Genomic DNA, 25,123 nt, shown 5'->3' on the forward strand with positions numbered 1-25,123 from the left:
CGGGGCGCTCGTTCCCACGCTCTGCGTGGGAATGCATCCGGTGACGCTATGCGTCACAACCTCAAGCGTAGCTCTCGGTCTCGGCGGCAGGCTCAACCAGTTCCAGGCTGATGTTGTTCTGCGTGTTGATCTTGCGGTACAGGTCGGCATCCGTCTCCAGAACCTTTTCCCGTGCCGGGAAGATCTCGTGCAGCTTGGCTGCCCATTCACCCGCCGCTTTCTGCGGGAAGCACTTCTCGATCAGCTCCAGCATGATCGACACCGTCACCGAAGCCCCCGGAGACGCACCCAGCAGCGCAGCCAGCGAACCATCTTTAGCCGCGACCAGCTCGGTGCCGAACTGCAGCACGCCGCCTTTCTTCGGGTCTTTCTTGATGATCTGCACCCGTTGGCCGGCCACTTCCAGGCGCCAGTCTTCGGCTTTGGCTTCAGGGTAGAAGCGACGCAGGGATTCGAGGCGCTGTTCCATGGACTGGCGCACTTCGCTGACCAGGTATTTGGTCAGGTCCATGTTGTCGCGGGCCACGGCCAGCATCGGGCCGATGTTGCCGGCGCGGATCGACAGCGGCAGGTCGAGGAACGAGCCGTGCTTGAGGAACTTGGTGGTGAAGCCGGCGTATGGCCCGAACAGCAGGGATTTCTTGCCATCCACCACACGGGTGTCCAAGTGCGGCACGGACATCGGCGGCGAACCCACGGCGGCCTGGCTGTAGACCTTGGCCTGGTGGTGCTTGACCACGTCCGGGTTGTCGCAACGCAGCCACTGGCCGCTGACCGGGAAACCACCGAAACCTTTGCTTTCTTCGATGCCCGAGGCTTGCAGCAGCGGCAGGGCCGCGCCACCGGCGCCAAGGAAGACGAACTTGGCGTCCACTTCACGGCTGTTGCCGCTGTTGACGTCCTTGATGCTCACGGTCCAACCGGCGCCGTTGCGCTTGAGGCCGGTGACGCGCTTGCAGTACTTGACCTGGGCATCCGGCGAACTGGTCAGGTGACCCAGCAGCTGGTTGGTCAGGGCGCCGAAGTTGACGTCGGTGCCGTTGAGCACGCGGGTGGCGGCGATTTTTTCGTCGAGCGGGCGGCCCGGCATCATCAGCGGCATCCACTCGGCCATCTCACTGCGGTCTTCGGTGTAGTGCATGTCCGAAAACGCGTGGTGCTGGCTGAGGGATTCAAAGCGCTTCTTGAGGAAGTCCACGCCTTTTTCGCCCTGCACGAAGCTCAGGTGCGGCACCGGGCTGATAAAGGACTTGGACGAGCCAAAGGTGCCTTTTTTGGTCAGGTACGCCCAGAACTGCTTCGACACCTCGAACTGGGTGTTGATGTGCACGGCTTTCTTGATGTCGATGGAGCCATCGGCGGCCTGCGGCGTGTAGTTCAGCTCGCACAGCCCGGCGTGGCCGGTACCGGCGTTGTTCCACGGGTTGGAACTTTCCGCGGCACCCGAATCCATCAGCTCAACGACTTCCAGCTTGAGGCCGGGGTCGAGCTCTTTGAGCAGCACAGCCAGGGTGGCACTCATGATGCCGGCCCCTACCAGTACTACGTCGACTGCTTCGTTATGCGCCATTTAACGCGTCTCCAAAATCTGCAGCACCAAATTGACGGCATGGCTGCCAGGAGTGACGGGGCGGTTCACGTGTTGCCCCAGGTTACCCATGGCCAGGATCGCCATGTCCGTTTCGCAATTCTTTGCAACTTCAGCACACGCTTCCTGCCGGGCTAATCTGCCTATGAACGCATTCATGGGCGCCTGTGGCAATTCGACTTATGGTCAAAGCGTGCGATTCGTGCAACCAATCCGTAGCGGACAGGCTCAAGCTCCGGTTTTTGAGGAGTGCTCGGTCCTGTGTGGTTGGGCTGTTAAAGACGCTGATGGTGCTTGTACAAACGCCAAACTATTCATTTGCTCGCCACACTCTTGTGAAGTTGTGAAAACCCGTTTTTTTCACGCTCTTTTGAAGACGTGAACCTCAAAAAAGGGCTGCCTCAGCCTGGCACCTGGCCCGGATACCTTGCCGACACGCGGCAAAACGGGCAAACAACTCAAGTGGCCGAGCGCAATGGCAGCTCTGGCAGATGCGATATAAAGAGGGGTGGTTTGCAACGAAAACAGCAAGCACGCCAGCTCTATTCGATCTGTGTGGGCGGCTCTCTGTGGGCGATTGGGGGGTTAATACCGAGGCATTAACGATGCTGCGGGGCCCGATCAGGAGACGTCCTTATAATCGGGGGGAGATTGTAGCGAAGAACGCCAAGGAAATGGGCGTGTTTTATGACTTTTATTAGGTGTTCGGTCAGGCGGCCAACGGCTGGTGCCGGGACGACTGCGCTGCACGTGGGCTTACGCGGGCACGGGCCGGCAGCGGGCGGTGCATCCAGCTCAGGCGAATCTCGTCGATTTCCACCCAGCCATTGCCCACGGGGCGGCTGGCTGCACTCTTTAAAGGCCTGGCAGCGGCCTTGTGCATCGAGCAGGGCGAACTGACGCAGGGCGGGTTTGCGCATGAACAGCGACCAGAGAAAATTCATGGTGATAGCCTCCTGAGATTGAGGCAAAGCTTGCCAGCCCGGGATGACGAGCGCATGTATCGGCTGTGACATCTCGGTGACATCGAACCCCAGCGACCGGCGCCGGTCACAGGATGTAACTGATGCTAGTTCCCGGCAGTGGCGCACCGCTATACTGCCCGCCTGTCGGTACCTGATTTCTGGAGAGAAGCGCATGTTGCAACGCCTGTTGTTCGGTTTGATCACTGTGACCAGTTTGGCCCTGGTTGGCTGCGCCAACAGCCCGCAGCAACTCAGCCCGCAACCAAAACTCACCACGCAGCTGGCGCCAGTGGGTCACGGCCAGCCGGTGTCGGTGCGTGTGGTGGACGGCCGTCCGTCGCCAACCCTGGGTTCCCGTGGTGGCCTGTACCCGGAGACCGCGCTGATTTCGGTCACCGGCCAGGACGTGCTGCCCAAGCTGCAAGCCCAGGCCGAAGCCGCCGTGCGCCTGCTGGGCTTTACCCCAAGCCCGAATGCGCCGGGCGCACCGCAGTTGACCATCACTTTGGCTGAACTGAAATACCAGTCGCCCAAGGAAGGCCTGTATGTAACCGAAGCCTCGATCGGCGCGACGTTCAAGTCCGACGTCACGGCGGGCACCCGTCGCTACAGTGGCCGCTACGGCGCATCGCTGAACCAGCGCTTTGGCATGTCGCCGAACCAGGAAACCAACACCAAGCTGGTCAGCGACGTGTTGAGCGACGCCTTGACCCGCCTGTTCAAGGACCCAAGCATCGGTTCGTTGCTCAGCTCGCAATAACCGCTGCATAAAAAAACCGGGCTCAGTGATGAGCCCGGTTTTTTTGTGCCTTGAGTTTCACGCGGCGGTGTCGATACAGAAGTCCAGCAGGCTCACGCCGGTCAACAAATCCGCTTCCGGCAAGTCGGCATGCTGGTGCCCGCCGAGGGCGCAATACACCAGCCAGTGGCGATCCTGCACATTGAACGCAAGGCCGCCGACCAGCGCCTCTTGTTCATCGCTGGGGGCGATCAGATACAGCCGATCCTGGTTGTGCGCGTGCAGCATGACAAGCTCCCGAACGTTCGAAGGGCAACAGAGTGGCTTGTTAAGGTGACGTTCAGGTGACGCCGTAAATTACTGGATACATTAGCCGTTCATGTTGGGATGCAATATTGGTGGCTGATGAGGCTGCTACGTCCAGCCATGTATCAGAACTGATACCCAGCCACTGTGTTACCGAGGTTTGCGATGGCGCTGCCCGCACTATTGATCAATGCTGTGGCTTTAACGATGGCCTTCCCGGGGGCGGCGTTGCTGGCGATCACCCGCCTGCGCGAGCAACGCGCGATGGCTGACCTGACCGCGCAAAGCGAACAGCGCGCGATTGACCAGCCGATGCTGTTTCTGGATGTGCGCACCGAACGGGCGCATCGCTTGGCATACCGTATCGGGTTCGCCTGCCTGGGGTTGGCGCTGCTGACTTCCTGGATCAGCACCTGCCTTTAGAAACACCCTAAAACAAATGTGGGAGCTGGCTTGCCTGCGATAGCGGTCTGTCTGAGCCAGATGCATAGGCTGACACACTGCAATCGCGGGCAAGCCCGCTCCCACACAAGCTCTCGCCCACATTTTTTACAGCGGGATGCCCGCCTTGACGCGGTACTGATTGCGCACCGGCGTCGCATACTGCACCACCAGAAACGGCCGATGCTCAACCGGGCATTCGTTCAAGCGCCGTTCCCACTCCGCCTTCGCCTTGGCCAGTTCATCCGCCGGGAACACCTCGGCTGCCGTCGGCACCTGCAATTGCGGGTCTGCCTCGCTCCACTGCGCGTACGCCAGGTAATGCACCGGAAACAACCGGTAACCGCCGAGAATCTGCCGGTCCATTTCCGTCGCCAGCACTTTGGTGTCTTCAAAGCGCTCGGTGATCGGCGGGGCGAAGTTCACATGCACCCGGCCCTTGTAGCCGGTGATGCCCAGGGCGATGCTCACGTCATCTTCGCCCGGCGCCTTGCAGTAGGTGCCGGTGGTGGCGCGGATATACAGCTCGCGCGCCTTGGCCGAATCGCAGGGGTCGTATTCGTAGCTGATGGACACCGGCGTCAGGTTCAGCGACTGGATCACCTCGGCAAACGGCTCATCCTTGCGGCTGACGTGGAACATCTTGAGGATCGCCGACTCGGTGCGGTCATCCCCGTCCTTGGCGCGGCCTTCGGCCTGGGCGATCCAGATCGACTCGCAGTCGTTGCGGATCGAATGGTTGATATAGGCCGACAGCAAGTTGAAGGCGGCCATCTTTTCTTTTCGCCCGGTGATCGAGCGGTGCACGATAAAGCTCTTGTTCAGGCGCATCAGGTCGCTGACAAACGGCTTTTGCAGCAAATTGTCGCCGATGGCGATGCGCGGCGTCGGCAGGCCGGCGTGGTACACGGCGTAGTTGACGAAGGCCGGGTCCATCACGATGTCGCGGTGGTTGGCCAGGAACAGGTAGGCGGTGCCGGACTTGAGCTGCTCGACGCCGGTGTAGGTCACGCCGTCGGTCGCGCGGTCGATGGTGTGGTCGACGTAGTACTCGACTTTGTCCTGCAGCGTCGCCACGGTGGTGACGCCGGCGAATTCACGGCGCAGCTTGCGGGCGATCATCGGCTTGAGCAGCCAGCCCAGGGCGCCGGCGAAGCGCGGAAAGCGGAAGTGGGTCAGGATGTCCAGAAAGGCCTTGTCACTGAACAGTCGGTCCAGCACTGCCGGGACTTCGCTGTCGTTGTAAGGTCGGATGGTATCGAATTGGCCCATCATGCTCTCTTGTTAGAAACGGCTAGGGTAAGTAAAGGAAATGCCAGGGAGCGGTCCGGGAAATGGGCCCGGCCGGAAATAGCCCTGTAAATAGACCGGCGATTATACGCACAAGTCACTCTGGAGGCTGCGATGCTGGAAACCGCGACGTACGATTGTCCTTATTGTGGGGAAGAGGTTGAGACAACGGTGGATTTGTCTGGCGGTGACCAGAACTATATAGAGGACTGCCAGGTGTGTTGCCGCCCGATCACTTTCGATCTACAGGTCCATGGCGACGAGTGGATGCTTGAAACCCGCAGTGAAAACGAATGACAGGACCGCCCATGCAGCGAATCTATGAACCGGAAAACCTGATGGAAGGCGAGTTGCTGCAGCAGATGCTCGCCAGCGAGGGTATCGAGGCGCACCTGGTGGGGCGCCATCTGCTCGGTGGCACCGGCGAGCTGCCGATATTCGGCCTGCTGGGCCTGGAGGTGGACAACGACCAGGCCGCGTGTGCCCGTGAGTTGATTACTGCCTATATCGGCGCGCAACCCATGCCCGGCGATGAACCCGACAGCTTCCCCGACGTGTTGGTCTGTTAGGCTGTCGGTCGGTTTACCCAAGAGTCGTGTTGCCCCATGTGTGGACGTTATGCCCTGTTTCGCTGGAATCCCTCCTTTGCTGCCTTGCCGGGCTTTCCGGCCGACCAGCAGGCCCAGTGGAACATCTCCCCGAATGACTCGGTGCTGATCCAGCGCGCCGACGCCGGCCAGCGCACCCTGGCCCGAGCGCGCTGGGGCCTGACGCCGCCCTGGCTGACCGACCTTTCGCGCACGCCCGCCCACGCCCGCGCCGAAACCCTGGCCGAGCAACCGATGTTTCGCGAAGCGTTTCGCCAGCGCCGTTGCCTGCTGCCGGCCAATGGCTTTTACGAATGGCGCGGCACCCAGCGCAAGCGCCCGTACTGGTTGACGCCGGGGGAGGGCTCCACGCTGTTTTTTGCGGCGATCTGGGAGGCCTATCCGGTGCAGGAACAAGTGTGGCTGAGCACGGCCGTGGTCACCCAACCCGCGCAAAGCCAGCGCCGGCCTTTGATTCTGGATGCCGCAGGGCAGGAGGCCTGGCTCAATCCCGAGACGCCTTTGCACACGCTCCAGGCGCTGTTGGCCAGCGAGCCGGCTGCGTTGCGTGAGCGTGTGTTGGCCAACATGGTCAATGATCCCAAGCTGAACGGACCGGAATGTTTGACGCCGGGTTGAGCTGCGCGTGAGATGTATCTGAAATTCTGCGGTTACACGTCTGTTGTATCTGGCGCCGATACACATGAGCGCCTAGGATACGCGCCATGTTTTCAGGGAGAGTGTCATGAAGAAATCATTGGCGATAAACGTTTTGGCAGCCGCGCTGCTGCTGGCTGGTTGCCAGTCGGTCAACACCACCACCGGCGGCGCCGTTGGCGTGGAGCGCAAGCAGTACATGTTCAGCATGCTGTCGAGCCAGGAAGTCGACCAGATGTATGCCCAGTCCTACCAGCAGACGTTGGGCGAGGCCAGCAGCAAGGGCCAACTGGACAAGACCAGCGCCAATGCCAAGCGTGTGCAGGCCATCGCCAACCGCTTGATCGCCCAGGCACCGACCTTCCGCCCCGATGCGGCGCAGTGGAAGTGGGAAGTGAACCTGATCAAAAGCGACGAGATGAACGCCAACTGCGGGCCTGGCGGCAAGATCTTTGTGTACAGCGCGTTGATCGACAACCTCAAGCTGACGGATGACGAACTGGCCGCGGTGATGGGCCATGAAATCGCCCACGCCTTGCGCGAGCACGGGCGCGAAGCCATGTCCAAGGCCTACGGTATCCAGATGGCGAAGCAGGGCGCGGGCGCGCTGTTCGGCCTGGGCCAGGACAGCCTGGCATTGGCCGATACCGTGGCCAACTACGGCATGACTTTGCCCAACAGCCGGGCCAATGAAAACGAAGCAGACCTGATCGGCCTGGAGCTGTCGGCTCGCGCCGGCTACAACCCGAATGCGGCGATCACCCTGTGGAACAAGATGGCCAAGGCTTCGGAAGGGGCACCGCCTGAGTTCATGAGCACTCACCCGGCGTCGGATAGCCGGATTGCGTCTTTGCAGGCGGCGATTCCGAAGGTGATGCCGTTGTACCAGCAGGCCAAGAAGTCCTGATACTAAAGGTCTGGTGAAGATCCAAATGTGGGAGCTGGCTTGCCTGCGATAGCGGTATGTCAGCTTGCACATCCCTAGCTGGCCCACCGCAATCGCGGGCAAGCCCGCTCCCACATGGGATTGGGTTTACAAATCTAGATCCAACCGCTGCTCTGCATCGCCTTGTAGACCGCAACCACCGCCAGCACGAAGAACGCCGTAGCCGCCAGTCGACGAATCAAGGTCAGCGGCAGCTTCTCCGCCGCAAAATTCCCCGCCAGAACCACCGGTACGTTGGCAATCAACATGCCCAGGGTGGTGCCGATAATCACCAGCCACAACTCGGGATACTGTGCCGCCAGCATCACCGTGGCGATCTGGGTCTTGTCACCGATTTCGGCAAGGAAGAACGCGATCAGCGTGGTCAGGAACGGCCCGAATTTGCGGGTGGTGCTGGCTTCGTCGTCATCGAGTTTGTCCGGCACCAAAGTCCACAACGCGGTGGCGCAGAAGCTCGCCGCGAGGATCCAGTGCAACACCGCATCCGAGAAGAAGCTGCCAAACCATGCGCCCACGGCACCGGCTGCCGCATGGTTGGCCAGGGTCGCGGCGACGATGCCGGCGATGATCGGCCAGGGTTTGCGAAAGCGTGCGGCCAGGATGAGCGCGAGCAGTTGCGTCTTGTCGCCGATTTCGGCCAAGGCAACGATTGCGGTAGGAACGAGTAATGAATCCAGCATCAGGTAGGTTTCCAGGGGCGGGTCGACACGGCTATGACACGTACAGCCTTCCCGCCCCGGGTAAGGTGTGCGTGTCATAGGTCTTGTCAAACCCCGGTCCGTCTGTGCGGACACCTGGGTCGCATACGCCATGGTCTGTTGACCAAGTATGTTGACGTATGCCGGACGAGCGTGGCGCTCGTGGGAGACTACTCCCCTAGGACGGAGCGGATTCTGCCTAGGCAAAACCCATTCGGCAAGCCTTCTTTTTCAAACGCCCGTCAGCCGCGCTTGGCGCGGTAGATGCGGAAACCATTGCCTTCGGCCTTGATTGCGCACACGCCCAGATGCTCTTCGATCAGCGGTTGGTACTTCAGGAAACTGTTGGCGACCAAACGCAGTTCGCCGCCTTTTGCCAGGTGTTTCGCCGCTTTTCGCAGCAGATTCTCCGTAGCGAAATAATCCGTGTGTACGCCGACATGGAACGGCGGGTTGCTCAGAATCGTGTTCAAACTCATCGGTGCGGCGTCGATCCCGTCGCCGGTCAGCACGTCGGCTTCCAGACCGTTGGCCGCCAAGGTCAGGCGGCTGCTGGCGGCGGCGAACGCATCCACGTCGAGCATCGTCACTGTGTTGTGCGGGTAGCGACGTTTGACCGCTGCCCCCAACACGCCCGCGCCGCAACCGAAGTCCAGCAGGTGACCGCTGGGCAGTTTGTCCAGATGCTCCAGCAGCAGTTCAGTGCCGCGATCCAGGCGACCGTGGCTGAACACCCCCGGCAAGCTCACGACCTTGAGCGGACCTTCAGGCAGCGGCACATCGAAGACTTGGGCCAGGCTTTCCAGTTCGACCGCTTGCGGCGCGTTGGCCACGGTGACTTGCCACAGTTGGCAATGCCGCGCGTTGTCCAGCTTGCGCGGCTTGCCGAAGGGGATCATCTGCTTGGCAGCACTTTCGATACCGCCTTTTTTCTCGCCCACCAGAAACAGTTCGGCGCCGGGCAAACGTGCGGCCACGGCATTGAGCAGGTAGTCGGTGAGGTCCTTGGATTTGGGCAGGAAAATCACCGCCGCATCAAATGCGCGCTCGGGCACATTGACCCCGAACTGGCTGCGCTCGGGGAAGCGTGCGTCGAGTGCCGCCTGGTCGCCGGCGTGCCAGCACCAGCCGTGGGCGTTGGGCAGGCGACCGAGCAGGTCGTCGGCGGGCAACCCTACCAGCAGCAGGTTGCCTTGAAAAAGTTCGGCCTGACGAAGCAGTACTTCACTGCGCGGATCCATGGTCTGCTCCTTGAAAAGGAGCGCAGTTTATCAACTGACGACACGTAGCGGGGCGCCGCTGAAAAAGCCCCGGGCGTTTTCCGCCAGCTGGCCGACGATGCGCTGGCGCGCTTCGCGGCTGCCCCAGGCGTTGTGGGGGGTAACGATCAGCCGCGGGATGTCACCGGCCAGCAGCGGATTGCCGTTGACCGGCGGCTCCACGCTCAGCACGTCGGTCGCCGCGCCGCCCAGATGGCCGTTGCGCAACGCATCGGCCAGGGCCTGTTCGTTGATCAAGCCACCGCGTGCGGTATTGACGATAAACGCGCCCGGCTTGAGCAGCGCCAGTTCGCGGGCGCCGATAAAGTCACGGGTGTGTTCGTTGAGCGGGCAATGCAAGGTCAGGGCATCCACCTGGGCCAGCAACTCATCCAGCGGCACGCGATCGGCGCGGGCAGGGCGCCCGGGAATCGCCCCGAGCAGCACGCGCATGCCAAAGGCTTCGGCCAGGCGCGCCACGGCGCTGCCCAACTCACCGTGGCCGAGCAGGCCGAGGGTCTTGCCTTCCAGCTCGACAATCGGGTGGTCCAGCAGGCAGAACTGCTTGGCTTGCTGCCACTGGCCGGCGCTGACGTCCCGTTGATAGTCCTGCAAGCGTGTCGCCAGGTTCAGCAACAGCATGATCGTATGCTGCGCCACTGACGGCGTGCCGTAGCCCTGGCAGTTGCTCACCGTGATGCCATGGGCGCGGGCGGCTTGCAGATCGATATTGTTGGTGCCGGTGGCTGACACCAGGATCAGCTTGAGGTCCGGGCAGGCCGCCAGGGTTTCGGCGTTGATCGCGATTTTGTTACTGATCGCCACCTGGGCGCCCTGCAGGCGTTCGATCACAGTCTGCGGCGTGGTCTGCTCGAATAATTGCAGGTCGCTGAAGCTGTCTCGCAGCTCGCTGAGATCGAGGTCTCCCAGGTCCAGGGAGGGGTGATCGAGGAAGACCGCGCGGCGATTGTTCGTCATCAACTGTACCTTTTGCGACAGGGTTCGAAGGCGTAATCTCCCGAGCCTATCAGATGAAATAATCAGTTACTTGAATTGGAGCGCGCATGTACGTCGCCGAGTTTTTGACCGTGGCCTTGATTCACTTGTTGGCGGTGGCCAGCCCGGGCCCGGATTTCGCCGTGGTGGTCCGTGAAAGTGTTACCCACGGCCGCCGTGCCGGGACCTGGACCGCGCTGGGCGTCGGCTCGGCGATTTTCCTGCACGTAGGGTATTCGTTGTTGGGGATTGGCTTGATCGTGTCCCAGTCCATCGTGCTGTTCAACGCGCTGAAATGGGCCGCCGCCGCGTACCTGCTGTACATCGGCTTCAAGGCCCTGCGTGCGCAGCCAGCCAAGCCCGCCGCCGAAGGCGAGTTGCACCGCGAAGCCGGCGAGCGCACCCCACGCGGGGCGTTTACCGCAGGGTTCGTGACCAATGGCTTGAACCCCAAGGCGACGCTGTTCTTCTTGTCGTTGTTTACCGTGGTGATCAACCCGCACACGCCGTTGGCGATCCAGGCCGGTTACGGCTTGTACCTGGCGGTGGCGACGGCGGTGTGGTTCTGCCTGGTGGCGATGCTGTTCAGCCAGCAACGCGTGCGTGCGGGGTTTGCGCGGATGGGGCATTGGTTTGATCGGACGATGGGCGCGGTGTTGATTGCTATCGGCGTAAAGCTCGCCTTCACCAGCATGAAATAAGGGTTGAGTGAACACAGCACCTGTGGGAGCGGGCTTGCTGTGGCGAGCAAGCTTGCTTGCGCTGGGGTGCGAAGCGCCCCTAAAAAAAGCCGGCTCCAGCTTCGCTGTCGAACGGGAGCAAGCTCCCTCGCCACAGCAAGCCCGCTCCCACATTTGACCTTCATCGGCCCACGCTGATGGCGCAAAGCTAGCATTCACCGCCCTCTGCAAATCATTCCTTTGGCTGATTTGGCTGAAACATAAGCGCTCTACAGTGCAGATCTTTCAGCCAAGACCGTGCAGTCATAAAAAGGGATTCGTATGTTGCAGACCCGTGTTATCCCGCCCGCCGAAGGCGCGTACCAATACCCGTTGTTGATCAAGCGCCTGCTGATGTCCGGGGCCCGCTACGAGAAAACCCGCGAAATCGTGTACCGCGACAAGCTGCGCTACACCTACCCGACCCTGATCGAGCGCGTCGCGCGGCTGGCCAATGTGTTGACCGAAGCCGGGGTCAAGGCCGGTGATACCGTGGCGGTGATGGATTGGGACAGCCATCGCTACCTGGAGTGCATGTTTGCCATCCCGATGATTGGCGCGGTGATCCACACCATCAACGTGCGCCTGTCGCCGGAACAGATCCTCTACACCATGAACCACGCCGAGGACCGCTTCGTGCTGGTCAATAGTGAGTTCGTGGGTCTCTACCAGGCGATTGCCGGGCAGCTCACCACCGTCGACAAGACCCTGCTGCTGACCGATGGGGAGGCGAAAACCGCCGAGCTGCCAGACCTCGTCGGCGAGTACGAAACCCTGCTGGCCGCCGCCAGCCCGACCTACGATTTCCAGGACTTCGACGAGCATTCCGTCGCGACCACCTTCTACACCACCGGCACCACCGGCAATCCCAAGGGCGTGTACTTCACCCATCGCCAACTGGTGCTGCACACCATCGGTGTGGCGACCATCATGGGCAGCGTCGACAGCGTGCGCCTGCTGGGCACCAACGACGTGTACATGCCGATCACGCCGATGTTCCACGTGCATGCCTGGGGCCTGCCGTATGTGGCGACGATGCTCGGCCTCAAGCAGGTCTATCCCGGGCGCTACGACCCGGAATACCTGGTGGAGCTGTGGCGCAAGGAGAAGGTCACCTTCTCCCACTGCGTGCCGACCATCCTGCAAATGCTGCTCAACGCCAAGGCGGCGCAGGGCGTGGACTTTGGCGGTTGGAAAATCGTCATTGGCGGCAGTGCGCTTAACCGCACGCTGTACGAAGCGTCCAAGGCGCGTGGGATTCAGCTGACGGCTGCGTACGGCATGTCCGAGACCGGGCCGCTGGTGTCGTGCGCGCACCTCAACGAAGAGTTGATGGCCGGCAGCGAAGACGAGCGCACCACCTACCGCATCAAGGCCGGTGTGCCCGGGCCGTTGGTGGAGGCGGCGATTGTCGACGGTGACGGCAATTTCCTGCCCGCCGATGGCGAGTCCCAGGGCGAACTGGTACTGCGCGCGCCGTGGCTGACCGAAGGCTATTACAACGAGCCACAGAAGGGCGCCGAACTGTGGGCTGGCGGCTGGATGCACACCGGCGACGTGGCCACGCTGGATGCGTTTGGGGTGATCGATATCCGTGACCGCATCAAGGACGTGATCAAGACCGGCGGCGAGTGGGTGTCGTCCCTGGCCCTCGAAGACCTGGTCAGCCGTCACCCGGCGGTACGCGAAGTAGCGGTGGTGGGCATTGCCGATCCGCAGTGGGGCGAGCGTCCGTTTGCCTTGCTGGTGGTGCGTGATGGCCATGTGATAGGGGCCCGTGAGCTCAAGGAGCACCTCAAGCCGTTTGTGGAATTGGGCCATTTGAGCAAGTGGGCGATCCCGAGCCAGATTGCCGTTGTTACGGAAATTCCCAAGACCAGTGTCGGCAAGCTCGACAAAAAGCGTATCCGCATCGACATCATTGAATGGCAGGCCAACAACAGCACGTTCCTGTCCACCCTCTGACGCCCCTCGCCGTGCCCGTTCGGGCACGGCAGCGCTCTATCTGGCACCTTTACTTGTGATTTGCCGATTTTCAGCCATCCTTGCCGCGTCGGCCCTCGCCGACGTGGCGAAAGGGTTGAGGCAGACGGGTCGGTGATGCAAATCACACTTTAGAGGGATCAAGCACTACCCCCTGCTGGCTATAGTCCCCCCTGAGTTTTTCAAGGATGTTGCGCTTCGGGCCATGGGGGCTCAGTTGCCGTCCGGCATTGGAATCGTTGTATTCCGGCCGTTACATGCATCCAGAAGATTGAACTCACTGCCATAACAATAATGCACATGGAGTAGCGTCGATGACCTCAGTAAACCAGTTCTGGCGCCGGGCAAGACTGCCCCTGGCCGTCAGTCTCGCTTCTACGCTCGCCGGGCCCGCATTCGGCGTCAGTTTCAACGTCGGTGAAATCGAAGGGAGTTTTGACTCGTCGCTTTCCGTGGGTGCCAGTTGGTCTACAGAAAAAGCCAACAAGAACCTCATCGGCTCCAACAACGGCGGGCTTGGTCTCTCGCAGACTTCCGACGACGGGCACTTGAACTTCAAGCGCGGCGAAACGTTCTCGAAGATCTTCAAGGGTATCCACGACCTGGAACTGAAGTACGGCGACACCGGTGTATTTGTGCGTGGCAAGTACTGGTACGACTTCGAACTCAAGGATGAAAGCCGTCCGTTCAAGGACATCAGCGACAGCAACCGCAAAGAGGGCGCCAAGTCCTCGGGCGCGCAGATCCTCGACGCCTTCATCTATCACAACTACAACATTGCCGACCTGCCGGGTTCGGTGCGCTTCGGCAAGCAAGTTGTCAGCTGGGGTGAAAGTACCTTCATCGGCGGCGGTATCAACTCCATCAACCCGATCGACGTGTCCGCGTTCCGTCGTCCGGGGGCCGAGATCAAGGAAGGCTTGATTCCGGTCAACATGTTCTACCTGTCGCAAAGCGTGACGGACAACCTGTCGGTGGATGGTTTCTACCAGTTGGAATGGGACCAGACCGTTGTCGATAACTGCGGGACATTCTTCTCGCAGCCTGACGTGATTGCCGACGGTTGCGACAATAACCTGGCAGTGCTGCGAACCAAGCAAGGCTTGTCCAATGCCTTGCCGGCGCCGTTCCGGAATGCGGCATTTGGCGCACTGGCGGCCCAGGGCGTGAACTTCGGCTCACCGGATGAAGGCGCCATCGTGCGTCGTGGTCCTGATCGTGATGCACGGGACAGCGGTCAGTTTGGTTTCGCCGCCCACTACATGTTCGAGCCGTTGGACACCGAGTTCGGCGCTTACTTCATGAACTACCACAGCCGCGCGCCGATCTTCAGCGGGCGCGGGGCGGCGGCGAGCAAGTACAGCCCTGCCAACCTGGTTAGATCATTGATGGGGCAGGGTTTGTCCCAGGGGCAAGCCAGCGCGATCGCACCATCGCTGTTGCCGTTCGTGGTTGCGGGCAATTCGAGTTACTACGTTGAATACCCTGAGGACATCCGTCTGTACGGCCTCAGCTTCTCCACCACATTGCCTACCGGCACCGCGTGGAGCGGTGAGATCAGCTACCGCCCGAATGCGCCTGTGCAGCTGAACACCACGGACATTCTGTATTCGGGGCTGACGCCTCTGGCCGCCGTAAACCCGGCAGCCGCCAACTATTCGGTACTGCAAGGCAAGGCGGATCAGGATCAACCGGGCTATCGCCGTAAAGAAGTCACCCAGCTGCAAACCACCTTTACCCACTTCTTCGACCAGGTGATGGGCGCTGAACGACTGACGGTTGTCGGTGAAGTCGGCTTCACCCACGTGGGCGGCCTGGAAAAAACCTCCAAGGCCCGCTACGGCCGCGACCCTAGCTACGGCCCTGGCCCGCTGCCAAACAACACGTGCCAGACCTTGAACAGCGGAACCTTGACTGGGGCCGCACAGAACAACCTGTCGCGCTACTGCGAAAACGACGGCTTCACCACGGCCAACTCCTGGGGTTACCGCGCTCGCGCCATCTGGGATTACAACAGCGTGTTTGCGGGTATCAACCTCAGACCGAGCGTGGCTTGGTCCCATGACGTGAGCGGCTATTCGCCAGGCCCTGGTGGCAACTTCGAAGAAGGCCGCAAGGCTGTCAGCCTTGGGTTGGATGCGGAATACCAGAACACCTACACCGCCGGCCTGTCGTACACCAACTTCTTTGATGGCAAGTACACCACGGTGGATGACCGGGATTTTGTTGCGCTCAGCTTCGGCATGAACTTCTAAGCGACCGTATTTCAGGAAGAACCAGCATATGAAAATAACCAAAAGTCTGTTGCACGTGGGTGTGCTTGGGCTGTCGATCCTGGCGAGCAACGTCATGGCGGCAGTCTCGGCGAGCGAGGCCGCCAAGCTCGACACAACCCTGACCCCGATGGGCGCTGAACGCGGCGCCAACGCTGCGGGCACCATCACCGCCTGGCAACCCTTGGCGACCAACGCCGGCGGCGTTGATGCCCGTGGTTTCCTGGCCAACCCTTACGCCAGCGAGCAGCCCAAGTTCGTTATCACCGCGCAGAACGTCGATCAGTACAAGGACGCGTTGTCACCTGGGCAGTACGCGATGTTCAAGCGCTACCCGGACACGTTCAAGATGCCGGTCTACCCGACCCATCGTGGCGCCACGGTGCCGGCTGATGTGTTTGCCTCGATCAAGAAGAACGCCACCAGCACCAACCTGGTGTCTGGCGGCAACGGCCTGGAAAACTTCGAGTCCGCCATTCCGTTCCCTATTCCGAAAAGCGGCGTCGAAGTCATCTGGAACCACATCACCCGCTATCGCGGCGGCAGTGTGACGCGCCTGGTGACCCAGGCTACTCCGCAAACGAACGGTTCCTACAGCCTGGTGTATTTCCGCGATCAGTTCGTTTTCCGCGACAAGATGAAGGACTACGATCCGAAAAATCCGGGAAACATCCTGTTCTACTTCAAGCAGGAAGTAACCGCGCCAGCACGCCTGGCGGGTACCGTGTTGCTGGTGCATGAAACCCTGGACCAGGTGAAGGAGCCACGTTCGGCGTGGGTCTACAACGCTGGCCAGCGCCGTGTGCGCCGGGCCCCGCAAGTGTCCTATGACGGCCCGGGTACCGCCGCCGACGGCCTGCGCACCTCCGACAACCTCGACATGTACAACGGCGCGCCGGATCGCTACGACTGGAAGCTGGAAGGCAAGAAAGAGATGTACATCGCCTCCAACAGCTACAAGCTTGACGACCCGAAACTCAAGTATGCCGACATCATCAAGGCCGGCCACATCAACCAGGACCTGGCCCGTTACGAGCTGCGTCGCGTCTGGCACGTGGTCGCCACCTTGAAGGAAGGCCAGCGTCACATCTACGCCAAGCGTGACTTCTACATTGACGAAGACACCTGGCAGGCAGCGGTGATCGACCAGTACGACGGTCGCAACCAGCTGTGGCGCGTGTCTGAAGCCCATGCCGAGAACTACTACGACAAGCAAGTGCCGTGGTACGCCCTGGAAGCCATCTACGACCTGCAATCCGGTCGCTACCTGGCCCTGGGCATGAAGAACGAAGAGAAGAAGGCGTATGACTTCGGCTTCACCGCTACCACCAGCGACTTCACCCCAGCGGCCCTGCGCCAGGATGGCGTTCGCTAAACCGCGATAACTCACCCATGTGGGAGCTGGCTTGTGTGGGAGCTGGCTTGCCTGCGATAACATCACCTCGGTATGTCTGATAGACCGAAGTGATGCTATCGCAGGCAAGCCAGCTCCCACATTTGCTTGTGTCGAATTTTTTTGTCGCAGTTCTTTTTCAGGCAAATGTTGCAAAGATCTACAAACCTGCTGCTTTTACCGCTAGTCTGCGGACATCTGCAATGCCGACAACAGCCTTCTACAAGAGCCCGGCGATGACTGATCTGTCCCGAATCCAAGGGCCTGCCAGTGCGGTGATTCCGACCCTGGAAGGTCGCTTCTACAGGCCCCCCCTGCCTGACGGCTACGTGCTGCGACCGCGGCTGTGCGAACGGCTGGCTGCCGGGCTGGACGGGCGTCTGTTGCTGGTCAGCGCGCCGGCGGGGTTCGGCAAGAGTTCGCTGGCGGTGGAGTTCTGCCAGAGCCTGCCCGCGCACTGGCAAAGCCTGTGGCTGGGCCTGAGCCCACGGGACAATGATCCCGGCCGCTTCCTGGAGCGCCTGCTCGATGGCTTGCAGCACTATTTTCCGCAACTTGGCGCCCAATCCCTGGGCCTGTTGAAGATGCGCCAGCGTCATCAACCGTTCGCCTTTGAAGAATGGCTCGATGGCCTGCTCGACGAGTTGACCGTCCACCTGTCCACCCGTGCGCCGCTGTTGCTGGTGCTGGATGACTATCATCTGGCCCAGGGCCCGGTGCTCGACCGCTGCCTGCAATTTTTCCTCAATCATTTACCCGATGGCCTGGTGGTATTGGTCACCAGCCGCCAGCGTCCCGATTGGCACCTGGCGCGGCTGCGTTTGTCACGGCACTTGCTGGAGCTGCATGAGCAAGACCTGCGCCTGACCCATGCCGAGTCCCTGGCCGTACTGGACCGCCACAGCAGCTCATTGCGCGGCGAAGCCCTCGACAACCTGATCCGCCGCAGCGAAGGCTGGGTGGCTGGCCTGCGCTTCTGGGTGCTGGCGGCTTCCGAAGCCGGCAGCGACGGCGCGTTGCCGCAAAGCCTGCATGGTGGCGAAGGGCTGATCCGCGATTACCTGCTGGAAGAGGTCATCGACTGCCTGCCCCCGGAAGTGCAGGCGTTCCTGTACGACACCGCGCCGCAAGAGCGGTTTTGCAGCGAATTGTGCGACGCCGTCCGCGAAGCCCACGACAGCGCCGAAATCCTGCGCTACCTGCAAGCCCACCAAGTGTTCCTGGTACCGCTGGACGACCAAGGCCACTGGTACCGTTATCACCATCTGTTCTCCGACTTGCTGCGCACCCGCCGCGCCAGCAGCAACGTGTTGCCGCCCGCCAGCCTGCATTTGCGCGCCTGCCGCTGGTTCAATGCCCAGGGCTTGATCGACGAAGCGGTGGAGCAGGCGTTACGCGCCGGTCACCTGGATGTGGCGGCCAACCTGGTGCAGAACCTGTCCGAAGAGCAACTGCTGGCCGAGCAGAATGTCGGCATGCTGCTGCGCTGGAAGATGGATTTGCCTGACAGCCTGCTGATCAGCACGCCGCGCTTGATCGTGCTCTACAGCTGGGCCCTGGGCCTGGCGTGCCAATTGGATGCGGCGGAAGAATTGTCCGGCTACCTCAGCCGCTTCCTGCCGGCGCCGTCGGCCACCGCGCAAAAATCGATGCTGGCCCAGTGGCTGGCGCTGAGCGGGATCATCGCGCGCGGCCGGGGTGATCGCGAACTGACCCAGCGTTATTGCACTGAAGCGCTGGAAAGCCTGCCGCAGCGCCGTTACGGCCAGCGGTTGATGTGTCTGTCGACGCTCTCCAACCTGGCCATCGTCGATGCCGACCTGTGGCGCGCGCGGGGCCTGAACCGCGAATCCCTGGAGCTGGCGCAGCGTGTCGGCAATCCACTGTTTGAAGCCTTGGCCCACTACGATCGCGCACGCGTCCTACAGGCTCGGGGCGAAATCCTGCGTTCTTTGGACGAAGTCCGCCAGGGTTTGCAGCGTTTGCAAGGGCTGGCACCGCAGCGGCTGTACGCGGTGCGCGCACGCCTGGCGCTGTACGAAGGCTACTTGTTGCTGATGCGCTGCCAGCCCGAAGCCGGGATCGTGCGTTTGCGTGCGGGCCTGGCCGAAGCCCGCGCTTGCCGTGATATCAGCGTGCTCATCGGGCATTGCGTGATCGCCAACTACGAAGGGCGGCGTGGCGAGTTCCCCAAGGCATTCGCTGAACTGGCCGAGGCCGAGCGCTTGATGCATATCTGGGACGTGCCGCCGATCTACTACCTGGCGATGATCACCCTGATCAAATGCGAACTGTGGCTGGCACAGGGTCGCACCGACCTGGCCGATGCCTGGTTGACCCGGCTGGGGCAAACCTACAACGGTGAACACGCTGCGGCCGCGCCGGAATTTCATCCACACCTGCCGCAGCATATCGGTTTGCAGCAGGCCGCGCTGGATGCCACGCGCCATCAATCTGCTGCCGCCCTGCATCGCCTTGAAGAGCTGGCGCAACAGGCACATAACAGCGGCCGGCAGATGATCGCCCTCATGGCCCTGACCCAGCAGGCGCAGTTGCTGCTGGAGAGCGGTCAAGACGCCAGGGCGCGCCTGATCGTGGCTCAAGCCCTCGAGTCGGGCGCCGGTGGCGCTTTGCAACCGTTCCAGCGCCTGCTGGAGAACCACCCCGAGTGGATGCGCGAACAACTGGGCAAGGATCCCCATGGCCTATTGAACCAGGCGCTGCTGGCGCTGTTACCGGCGGTCGTAGTGGCGGACGCCTTGCCGATGCAGGAAACCCTGAGCGCGCGGGAGATGGCAGTGCTGCAATTGATCGCCGAGGGTTGTTCGAACCAGGAGATCAGCAACCGGTTGTTTATCTCCCTGCACACGGTCAAGACTCACGCGAGCCATATCAACAGTAAGCTGGGCGTGGAGCGGCGCACCCAGGCCGTGGCGCGGGCGCAGGAGTTGCGGTTGATTGGCTGACGCCTGAGGCCAGTCTGGTTTAATAGTGCAATTGTTCCGGCGATAGTCGCCCGACAACGCCATGTGATTTGCACTAGAGGACCGTTCATGGAAACCCTGACCCCGACACTTATCCGCGAAACCTTCCCCGTTGGCCCCTTGCAGTGCAACTGCACCATCATCGGCGACCCCATCACCAAAAAAGCCATCGTGGTCGACCCGGGCGGCAACCACGAATTGATCCTCGCGCGCCTGGATGCGCTGGGCCTCAAGGTGGTGAGCATCATCCATACCCATGCCCATCTGGACCACTTCCTGGCTTCCGGCCAGTTGAAAGAGAAGACTGGCGCCACCTTGCACCTGCACAAGGAAGACCAATTCCTGTGGGACAACCTTGAGATGCAGTGCCAGATGTTTCGCGTGCCCTACACCCCGGTGCCATCGCCGGATCGCTGGCTGGAAGATGATGAGGAACTGGCCTGCGGTTGTGGCGTAGCGCTGCATACCCCGGGGCATACACCGGGTTCGATGAGCTTCTGGTTTGCCGATGCCAAGCTGCTGATTGCCGGTGACACCTTGTTTCGGCGCGGCGTGGGGCGTACGGATTTGTGGGGCGGCGACCAGGCGACCATCGTGCGTTCGATCAAGCAACGCCTGTATACCCTGGACGAAGACGCGACGGTCGTGACCGGGCATGGGCGGGACACGCGACTGGGTGACGAGATGCGTGAGAATCCATTTGTCAGGGCTTGAGAGCCCCTCGGTATTTTTCTGGAAACCCCGTGGCCACTCTCCGACGAAACTTACAGAGAAAAAGACAATTCCCGTTCAGCCAGTGTCTGCTAGGGTTTTAGTGTGCTCACCTGTTGTAGCGCGGGTGCCTGCCGCCCATGGAATTTTTGCCCTTTCTCGTGTTCCAAGCTCGGCACAGGTCCATTGCCAATGTCCTCTGCATCACAGAATGCAAAAGTAGGAGCTTCCTTCATGTTCACTTCCCGTCGTCTGCTTGTTGTCGCTACCGTCGTAGCCCTGTTATCCGGCTGCGCTACGCCTAACCCTTATGACGGCAGCAGCCAGGGGCAGGCAAGTAATGAATCCGGCGGAATGAGCAAGACCGCCAAATACGGTGGCCTGGGTGCCCTGGCCGGTGCATTGGCCGGTGCGGCCATCGACCATAACAACCGTGGCAAGGGCGCGTTGATTGGTGCCGTGGTGGCCGGCGCGGGTGCTGCGGGTTACGGCTACTACGCCGACCAGCAAGAGAAGAAGCTGCGTGAAAGCATGGCCAATACCGGGGTTGAAGTGCAACGCCAGGGCGACCAGATCAAGCTGATCATGCCGGGCAACATCACCTTTGCCACCAACTCGGATGCGATCTCCAGCAGCTTCTACCAGCCGCTGAACAACCTGGCCAACTCCCTCAAGCAGTTCAACCAGAACACCATCCAGATCGTCGGCTACACCGACAGCACCGGCAGCCGCCAGTTGAACATGGACCTGTCCCAGCGCCGTGCGCAGAGCGTGGCCAACTACCTGACCTCCCAGGGTGTGAGTTCGGCCAACCTGAGTGTGCGGGGTGCCGGCCCGGATAACCCGATTGCCAGCAACGCCGACGTCAACGGCCGTGCCCAGAACCGTCGCGTAGAAGTGAACCTCGGCCCTATCCCTGGCCAGCAGTACGGCCAGCCAGGCGCTCAGGCGCCGCAGCAGAACAACCAGTTCCAGGGCAATCCGTACTCGCAGTACCAGTAACGCCGCAGCAATAAAAAGGGCGCCGTGCAGTCAATGCACGGCGCCCTTTTTTGTGGCCGTCGGTTACATCAGTCGATGTACTCGAACACCTTGACGATCTTCTGCACGCCGGACACGCCCTGCACCAGGTTGGCCGCGCGGGTGGCTTCCGCCTGGGTCAACAGGCCCATCAGGTAGACGATGCCGTTGTCGGTGACAACTTTGATCCGGGAGCCGGGAATGGCGTTGTCGGTCAGCATCTGGGCCTTGATCTTGGTGGTCAGCAGCGCATCATTGCTGATGGCCAGCAGGGTGATCGGGTCCATGACCTGCAGTTCGTTGTGGACCTTTTTCACACGCTGCACGGCCGAGGCGGCTTGTTCAGCCTGGGCCTTGAGGTCGGCACGCGGGGTTTGGCCGGCCAGCAGGACTACGCCGTTGAAGCTGGTGACGACGATGCGCGAGGCGCCGTTGCCCAGGTCGGTAGCGGCTTTGGCGACGTTGACCTCGACCTTGGTTTCGATCAACGAGTCGTCGATCTTGCTGCCGAAGGTGCGAGTGCCCTTGTCGTCCTGGATCGGGGTGTCACGTGTTGCGGTGATGGCGGTGCTGCAACCGGTGATAGCAAGGCACAGCGTGATGGCCAATAGGCTGAGGCGGTTAACGGTCATTCTTCACTCCCAAACAATTGGCTGTCGATCAGATCGCACAGGCAGTGGATCGCCAGCAGATGGACTTCCTGGATACGTGCGGTGACATTGGCCGGGACGCGAATCTCCACGTCCTCTGGCAATAGCAGCGAAGCCATGCCGCCGCCGTCGCGACCAGTCAATGCTACGACAACCATTTCGCGATCATGTGCGGCCTGGATCGCTTGAATAATGTTTGCCGAGTTGCCGCTGGTGGAAATCGCCAGCAGCACGTCGCCGGGTTGGCCCAGGGCGCGGATCTGCTTGGAAAAGATTTCGTTGTAGCTGTAGTCGTTGGCGATCGAGGTGATCGTCGACGAATCGGTGGTCAGGGCGATGGCTGGCAGGCTCGGGCGTTCGCGTTCGAAGCGGTTGAGCAGCTCGGACGAGAAGTGCTGGGCATCACCCGCCGAACCGCCGTTGCCGCACGAAAGCATTTTGCCCTCGTTGAGCAAGGCGTTGACCATGACCTGACTGGCTTGCTCGATGTGCGGTGCAAGTACGTCCATCGCCTGTTGCTTGGTGTCGATGCTGGCCTGGAAAAGCTGGCGAATTCGGGATTGCATGTCCATCTGTGTGACCTTAAGTAGCGCGGCTGTTTGGCACAGGAATGTGCAGCCCGCAAAGCAAAGAGCAAAAGTGTGTGGTGAAGATGTCCGGCGAATCAGCTGTCGAAGGCATCTTTGAGCCAGTTCAGATCAGCCTGACCAGACGGTGTGCGTTCTATGGCAACCACATCGAAACGGCAGGGGGCGTCGGCCCAGCGATGCTCTTTTTGCAGGAAAAACTGCGCGGCGAGTATCAGCTTCTGACGCTTGCGCTCGTCGATACTGGCGAGCGCGCCACCCCATTGTGCGTGTTTTCTGTAGCGGACTTCGACGAATACTACTGTATCGCCGTCAAGCATGACCAGATCAAGCTCACCGCGTTTACATAACCAGTTCTGCGCCAGAAGGCGCAGACCCTGCTGTTGCAAATGTTTCAGAGCTTGCAGTTCGGCATCCTTGCCGCTTTGTGCGCTGGACCGCTCGGGCATCAGCGCGGCGTGTCGGGCAGGCGCTGGATGTCACCGCCGACGAACTTGGCCCATGGCATCTGGCGGTCAACACGTTGGCTGGCGCTGATGCCCAGGTTGCCAGAGAGGCCGTCGATGCGGGTGTCCGGCAATGCCTTGAGCTGACCCAGGCGCGGCGCCAGGCGATAGGCGTCAACGCCCATCGCGTACAGGCGACCCAGGCTGCCATTGGCTTGCGGCCATTGTGCGGCAACCTGGTTGCGCAGCGGGTCGGTGCTGTTGAGCAGCCAAGGGGTTTCGCAGAACATCACGTTTGGTCATGTCCAGGTACTGGTTCTTGTCGCCACTGGCGCTGAATACGTGGGACGTCGCATACACCGGTACGTCACCGGCGTATTGGAAGTTCAGGGTCGGCTTGATCTGCTGGGCCAGTTGCGGGGTCACGGCCAGGAAGATGAACTCGATGTCCTGGCGGCGAAGGTTGTGCGGCAACGTCGGTGCCGACGGTGCTTTGCAGGCTCTTGGCGCGACCTTCGCTTTTGCGCAGCTGGAACAGGTCGGCGATCTGCTGGGCGAGGGCGACGGGTTGATCGACGTATTCGACGCCGACAACGGTGCCGCCATTGGCTTCCCAATCCTGACGGAAGGCTTTGTAGACACGCTCGCCCCACTCGCCACGCGGGACCATGGCGGCAGCGCGATGCAGGCCGTCGGCCCGGGCACGGCGCGAGACTTCGCGGGCTTCGTCTTCAGCCGCGAGGCCGAACTGGAACAGCTGCGCCGGGTTCTGGTCGGCCTCGCTGTAGTTCAGGGCGAGAGTGGTGATCGGCAATTGCGGGCGGGCGCTCAGCTGTTTGACCAGTGGTTTTTCCAGCGGGCCGACCACCAGTTGCACGCCGGCCGCCTGGGCCTTGGCGTAGAAGTCATCGATGGAGGTCAGGCGCGAGCTGTCAAAGAACTCGATGACCGGCGGCTTCTGCCCGGCTTGCTCAGCCTGGTAGTGCGCGGCCATGAAGCCTTCGCGCAGTGCCTTGCCCACGGAAGCCAGCGGGCCCTCCTGTGGCAACAGCAGGGCGATCTTGGTCAGGGGCTGGCTGGCCAGCTCCTTGAGCTTGGTCAGCGGTGTCGGCAGTTGCAGAGCTGCCGGATGGCCCGGGTTCTGCGCGCGCCAGGTATCGATGGCAGCTTGTTGTTGCTCCAGGGTACCGGCGCCCTTGACCGCCTGGGCCAGGGAGATCCAGCCGTCGAGCGTCGGGTTGCCGCTGGCTTGCAGCTGGTCGGCAGGCACTGCGGCAATCAGGGCCCAGGTGGCTTCGTGATTGCTTTTGGCGGCATCGCCGCTGAGCAGCGGAGCCATGGCCACGCGCTCGCGGGCAGCGGCGAGTGTCTGGCCGTCTGCTTCATAGGCGCGGGCATGCACGCTGCCGGTGCGCAGCTGCTGCTCGGTCGGCAGGTCCTTCAGGCTGAGCAGGCTGGGATGGCTGAGCGCCGTCAGTGCGGCCTTGGGCTGGTTGCGCGCCATGGCCAGTTCGGCGGCCAGGGTGCTGGCAAAGACTTGCGCGGCGGGCTTGAGGACATCCAGGGACACTTGCGCAAGAATCTGCGACGAGCGGCCAGGGTTGTTCTGCTTATAGGCCATGTCTGCCGCACTCAGGCGCAGCAATGCGGCCTTTTCTGGCGTCTTGGCGGTGGTGGCCTGTTCGAGCAATTGCTCGATACTGGCGTCCGGGGTCCGTGGAAGGTCGCCAAGGCTGGACGAGGGCGAGCTGGCGCAGGCCGCCAGGAGGGCAGCGAGGCAGAGGGCGGAGAGCAGCCGCAGGCAAGCGATCATGTAAGTGTTCCTGATACCGATCAAATTAGCGTGGAATTGTACCCAAGCACTGGCCCAGGCGCGATGTTACTG

22 protein-coding genes, 2 pseudogenes and 1 riboswitch are annotated in these 25,123 nt (G+C 61.4%); of the genes and pseudogenes, 13 read left to right on the forward strand and 11 right to left on the reverse strand.

What is annotated here, in order from left to right; all coding sequences use genetic code 11:
• Nucleotides 1-61: 61 nt before the first annotated feature.
• Both mqo and PSH87_RS04715 read right to left on the reverse strand, forming a co-directional pair.
• Complete coding sequence (mqo, locus tag PSH87_RS04710) at nt 62-1,570, reverse strand: malate dehydrogenase (quinone) (protein WP_305432750.1); 1,509 nt, start codon at nt 1,568-1,570, stop codon at nt 62-64.
• A gap of 727 nt (nt 1,571-2,297) precedes the next feature.
• Nucleotides 2,298-2,532, reverse strand: a pseudogene (locus PSH87_RS04715) (hypothetical protein).
• 193 nt (nt 2,533-2,725) lie between these two features.
• On the opposite strand from PSH87_RS04715, the gene PSH87_RS04720 reads away from it, so the two are divergent.
• A complete protein-coding gene (locus PSH87_RS04720; protein ID WP_124527454.1) occupies nt 2,726-3,313 on the forward strand; it encodes a YajG family lipoprotein in 588 nt (195 codons plus the stop codon).
• 57 nt (nt 3,314-3,370) lie between these two features.
• Here the strand turns inward: PSH87_RS04720 and PSH87_RS04725 are convergent, their stop codons facing one another.
• A complete protein-coding gene (locus PSH87_RS04725) occupies nt 3,371-3,580 on the reverse strand; it encodes a hypothetical protein (RefSeq protein WP_017738736.1) in 210 nt (69 codons plus the stop codon).
• A 183-nt stretch (nt 3,581-3,763) separates the two neighbouring features.
• On the opposite strand from PSH87_RS04725, the gene PSH87_RS04730 reads away from it, so the two are divergent.
• Entirely contained in the window at nt 3,764-4,021 is a 258-nt protein-coding gene (locus tag PSH87_RS04730; RefSeq protein WP_305432752.1) for a hypothetical protein, read from the forward strand.
• A 126-nt stretch (nt 4,022-4,147) separates the two neighbouring features.
• Here PSH87_RS04730 and PSH87_RS04735 read toward each other — a convergent pair whose 3' ends face one another.
• Nucleotides 4,148-5,311, reverse strand: coding sequence for a 1-acyl-sn-glycerol-3-phosphate acyltransferase (locus PSH87_RS04735; RefSeq protein WP_305432754.1), 1,164 nt, complete (start codon nt 5,309-5,311; stop codon nt 4,148-4,150).
• A 132-nt stretch (nt 5,312-5,443) separates the two neighbouring features.
• Here PSH87_RS04735 and PSH87_RS04740 point away from each other — a divergent pair, with 132 nt between their 5' ends.
• The 4 genes from PSH87_RS04740 (at nt 5,444) to PSH87_RS04755 (ending at nt 7,480) form a co-directional block, all read left to right on the forward strand.
• Nucleotides 5,444-5,626: a CPXCG motif-containing cysteine-rich protein gene (locus PSH87_RS04740; protein WP_305432755.1), complete on the forward strand. Its 183-nt coding sequence runs from the start codon at nt 5,444-5,446 to the stop codon at nt 5,624-5,626.
• An 11-nt stretch (nt 5,627-5,637) separates the two neighbouring features.
• Nucleotides 5,638-5,898 (forward strand): putative signal transducing protein, encoded by a 261-nt coding sequence (locus PSH87_RS04745; protein WP_124527451.1) that lies wholly within the window; start codon nt 5,638-5,640, stop codon nt 5,896-5,898.
• Between the two features lie 36 nt (nt 5,899-5,934).
• Complete coding sequence (locus PSH87_RS04750; protein WP_305432756.1) at nt 5,935-6,555, forward strand: SOS response-associated peptidase; 621 nt, start codon at nt 5,935-5,937, stop codon at nt 6,553-6,555.
• Between the two features lie 106 nt (nt 6,556-6,661).
• Nucleotides 6,662-7,480: a M48 family metallopeptidase gene (locus PSH87_RS04755; protein WP_305432757.1), complete on the forward strand. Its 819-nt coding sequence runs from the start codon at nt 6,662-6,664 to the stop codon at nt 7,478-7,480.
• A gap of 134 nt (nt 7,481-7,614) precedes the next feature.
• Here the strand turns inward: PSH87_RS04755 and PSH87_RS04760 are convergent, their stop codons facing one another.
• The 3 genes from PSH87_RS04760 to PSH87_RS04770 form a co-directional block, all read right to left on the reverse strand.
• Entirely contained in the window at nt 7,615-8,199 is a 585-nt protein-coding gene (locus PSH87_RS04760; RefSeq protein ID WP_016974259.1) for a TMEM165/GDT1 family protein, read from the reverse strand.
• A gap of 89 nt (nt 8,200-8,288) precedes the next feature.
• Nucleotides 8,289-8,408, reverse strand: a riboswitch (yybP-ykoY riboswitch).
• A 51-nt stretch (nt 8,409-8,459) separates the two neighbouring features.
• On the reverse strand, nt 8,460-9,458 hold the full coding sequence (locus PSH87_RS04765) for a class I SAM-dependent methyltransferase (RefSeq protein ID WP_305432758.1): 999 nt from the start codon (nt 9,456-9,458) through the stop codon (nt 8,460-8,462).
• A 30-nt stretch (nt 9,459-9,488) separates the two neighbouring features.
• Nucleotides 9,489-10,454: a 2-hydroxyacid dehydrogenase gene (locus tag PSH87_RS04770; protein ID WP_305432759.1), complete on the reverse strand. Its 966-nt coding sequence runs from the start codon at nt 10,452-10,454 to the stop codon at nt 9,489-9,491.
• An 86-nt stretch (nt 10,455-10,540) separates the two neighbouring features.
• Here PSH87_RS04770 and PSH87_RS04775 point away from each other — a divergent pair, with 86 nt between their 5' ends.
• From PSH87_RS04775 to PSH87_RS04805, 7 genes are all read left to right on the forward strand, one after another.
• Nucleotides 10,541-11,173: a LysE family translocator gene (locus tag PSH87_RS04775; protein WP_124527445.1), complete on the forward strand. Its 633-nt coding sequence runs from the start codon at nt 10,541-10,543 to the stop codon at nt 11,171-11,173.
• A 300-nt stretch (nt 11,174-11,473) separates the two neighbouring features.
• Nucleotides 11,474-13,156, forward strand: a complete 1,683-nt coding sequence (locus PSH87_RS04780) for a fatty acid--CoA ligase (protein ID WP_305432761.1) — start codon at nt 11,474-11,476, stop codon at nt 13,154-13,156.
• 332 nt (nt 13,157-13,488) lie between these two features.
• Nucleotides 13,489-15,429 (forward strand): DUF1302 domain-containing protein, encoded by a 1,941-nt coding sequence (locus tag PSH87_RS04785; protein WP_305432762.1) that lies wholly within the window; start codon nt 13,489-13,491, stop codon nt 15,427-15,429.
• A gap of 28 nt (nt 15,430-15,457) precedes the next feature.
• Complete coding sequence (locus PSH87_RS04790) at nt 15,458-16,822, forward strand: DUF1329 domain-containing protein (RefSeq protein WP_305432764.1); 1,365 nt, start codon at nt 15,458-15,460, stop codon at nt 16,820-16,822.
• 254 nt (nt 16,823-17,076) lie between these two features.
• Nucleotides 17,077-19,806: a LuxR C-terminal-related transcriptional regulator gene (locus tag PSH87_RS04795; RefSeq protein ID WP_305432766.1), complete on the forward strand. Its 2,730-nt coding sequence runs from the start codon at nt 17,077-17,079 to the stop codon at nt 19,804-19,806.
• A gap of 87 nt (nt 19,807-19,893) precedes the next feature.
• Nucleotides 19,894-20,538 carry an MBL fold metallo-hydrolase gene (locus PSH87_RS04800; protein WP_305432767.1) on the forward strand — a complete coding sequence of 215 codons (645 nt, stop codon included), beginning with the start codon at nt 19,894-19,896 and terminating at the stop codon, nt 20,536-20,538.
• A gap of 231 nt (nt 20,539-20,769) precedes the next feature.
• Complete coding sequence (locus PSH87_RS04805; RefSeq protein WP_026137042.1) at nt 20,770-21,537, forward strand: OmpA family lipoprotein; 768 nt, start codon at nt 20,770-20,772, stop codon at nt 21,535-21,537.
• 68 nt (nt 21,538-21,605) lie between these two features.
• On the opposite strand, the gene PSH87_RS04810 is transcribed toward PSH87_RS04805, so the two are convergent.
• From PSH87_RS04810 to PSH87_RS04825, 4 genes and pseudogenes are all read right to left on the reverse strand, one after another.
• Entirely contained in the window at nt 21,606-22,187 is a 582-nt protein-coding gene (locus tag PSH87_RS04810) for a BON domain-containing protein (protein ID WP_124527438.1), read from the reverse strand.
• Nucleotides 22,184-22,777: a phosphoheptose isomerase gene (locus PSH87_RS04815; RefSeq protein ID WP_017738708.1), complete on the reverse strand. Its 594-nt coding sequence runs from the start codon at nt 22,775-22,777 to the stop codon at nt 22,184-22,186. The genes PSH87_RS04810 and PSH87_RS04815 overlap by 4 nt, the downstream gene beginning before the upstream one ends.
• A 92-nt stretch (nt 22,778-22,869) precedes the next feature.
• The gene (locus PSH87_RS04820; protein ID WP_305432770.1) at nt 22,870-23,241 is read right to left on the reverse strand and encodes a YraN family protein; all 372 of its coding nucleotides are present in this window, start codon (nt 23,239-23,241) and stop codon (nt 22,870-22,872) included.
• Nucleotides 23,241-25,051, reverse strand: a pseudogene (locus PSH87_RS04825) (penicillin-binding protein activator). The gene PSH87_RS04820 and the pseudogene PSH87_RS04825 overlap by 1 nt, the downstream one beginning before the upstream one ends.
• Nucleotides 25,052-25,123 lie beyond the last annotated feature (72 nt).

Origin of the sequence: Pseudomonas sp. FP453 (assembly GCF_030687495.1) — a bacterium.
Lineage (GTDB): Bacteria > Pseudomonadota > Gammaproteobacteria > Pseudomonadales > Pseudomonadaceae > Aquipseudomonas.